Source organism: Streptomyces sp. SID3343, assembly GCF_009865215.1.
Classification (GTDB): Bacteria; Actinomycetota; Actinomycetes; order Streptomycetales; family Streptomycetaceae; genus Embleya.
The window spans coordinates 1-1,834 of record NZ_WWJX01000745.1; the positions used below are offsets into that span (position 1 = coordinate 1).

2 protein-coding genes are annotated in these 1,834 nt (G+C 67.0%); both read left to right on the plus strand.

What is annotated here, in order from left to right; genetic code table 11:
• Positions 1 to 880, plus strand: an 880-nt coding sequence (locus GT354_RS22920) for a sugar ABC transporter permease (RefSeq protein ID WP_161358257.1), incomplete at its 5' end; no start/stop codon positions are given.
• Complete coding sequence (locus tag GT354_RS22925) at positions 877 to 1,743, plus strand: carbohydrate ABC transporter permease (protein WP_161358258.1); 867 nt, start codon at positions 877 to 879, stop codon at positions 1,741 to 1,743. The genes GT354_RS22920 and GT354_RS22925, both read left to right, overlap by 4 nt.
• Positions 1,744 to 1,834: the final 91 nt, after the last annotated feature.

Consider the following 1,834-nt stretch of genomic DNA (forward strand, 5'->3'; position numbering starts at 1 on the left):
TGCCGGTCGGCGGGCCGCTCCGTTTCTGCACATCGGTCCCGCGCTCGTGGTGATCGTGCTGACCACCGTCTATCCGCTGGCCTCCGCGCTGATCACCAGCTTTCGGCACTGGCGGTTGAACGAGAGCGCCGAGCCCGGCCGCTTCGTGGGACTGGCCAACTATCGCGCCACGTTCGCCGACCCGAACTTCACCAACGCGCTGTGGGTGACCGCCGTGTACACGGTGATCTCCGTCGTGCTCTCGGTGGGCCTGGGCCTGGGCATGGCGCTGTTGTTGAACAGACCCGGCCGACTCGCGGGCACGACCAAGGCCTTGTTGATCCTGCCGTTCGCCGTGGCGCCCGCGCTCAAGGGGTTCTCGTGGCGGTTCATGCTCAACCCCGACTACGGCGTCTACGACAAGATCCTGGACACCGCGTTGCCGTTCACGTCCGACTTCGACTGGCTGGGTTCCTCCGTCGGCGCGCTGTTGGTGATCGCCCTGACCGAGGTGTGGGGTTGGGCCCCGCTGATCGCGCTCATGCTGCTCGGCGGGCTCGGCGCGATCTCGCCCGAGGTGCACGAGGCGGCCCGGGTCGACGGCGCGAGCCGGTGGCAGAACTTCCGGCACATCACGTGGCCGCTGCTGCGCCCGTTGCTGTTGATCGTGGTGTTCCTCAAGGCGGTGTGGTCGGTCAAGACCTTCGACCAGGTGGTCACCACCACGGGAGGCGGTCCCGGGCGCTCCACCGAGACGCTCAACTACTTCACGTTCCAACAGGGTTTCGGGTTCCTCGACATCGGCTACGCGTCGGCGATCTCGTGGGTGCTGGTCGTGATCCTGGGCGTGCTCGCGGCGCTGTATCTGCGAGCCATGGCGAAGCAGGAGGACACCGCATGACCGCCGTCGTCTCCGACACCAGCCGACCCGGACGAGGTTCGCGCTCCACGGCCGCCGTGCTGGGCCGGACCGGTCGCACGATCGGCATCGTGGCGATCCTGTTCTTCGTCCTGTTCCCGATCCTGTGGCTCGCGCTGACCTCGTTCAAGCCCGAGAAGGAGGTCTACTCGACGTCGGTGTTCTTCAGCCCGACCCTGGAGAACTTCCGGGCGATCATCGGCGGCGACAACGACCTGATGCCGTCGGTGTGGAACTCGGTCTCGGTGGCCGTGGTCACCACGGTGCTCTCGGTGCCGCTCGCGCTGCTCGCCGCGTACGGATTCTCGCGTTTTCGGTTCAAGGGCGGCCGGGCGTTGATGTTCGCCATCGTGGCCACCCAGTTCATCCCCGGGGTCGCGATCGCGTTGCCGTTCCTGACGCTGTTTCGGCAACTGGGCATGATCGACACGTTGGGCGCGTTGGTGATCGTGAACCTGTCCATCGTGGTGCCCTACCTGACCTGGTTGCTCAAAGGCTTCGTGGACGGATTGCCGATCCAGGTCGAGGAGGCGGCCCGGGTCGACGGGTGCGGCCGGATCGCGATCCTGTGGCGGATCGTGACGCCGCTGGCCGCGCCGGGGATCTTCGTGGCGGCGGTGTTCTCGTTCCTGCTGTCCTGGAACGAGTTCCTCTTTCCCACCTTCCTGTCCCAGACCAAGGCGACCACGCTGCCGGTGGGCCTGATGGCGCTGGTCAGGCCGGACGGCGTCGCGTGGGGTCAGATGGCCGCCGCGGGCATGGTCGTCATGGTCCCGATGTTGATCCTGTCCATTCTCGTCCGCCGCTACTTCGCGCAGGGCATGACGATGGGAGCCGTCAAGTGAATCGGCGCACCACGACCCGCCGCCGCCCGATGTCCCGGGTCGTGCGGCTGACTTCGGCGCTGACCGTGGTCCTCGCCTTGCTGGTGGTCAC

What these genes read in the sequence shown, in the direction of transcription:
- GT354_RS22925 (WP_161358258.1), top strand. Translation starts at nt 877, where the DNA reads ATGACCGCCGTCGTCTCCGACACCAGCCGACCCGGACGAGGTTCGCGC.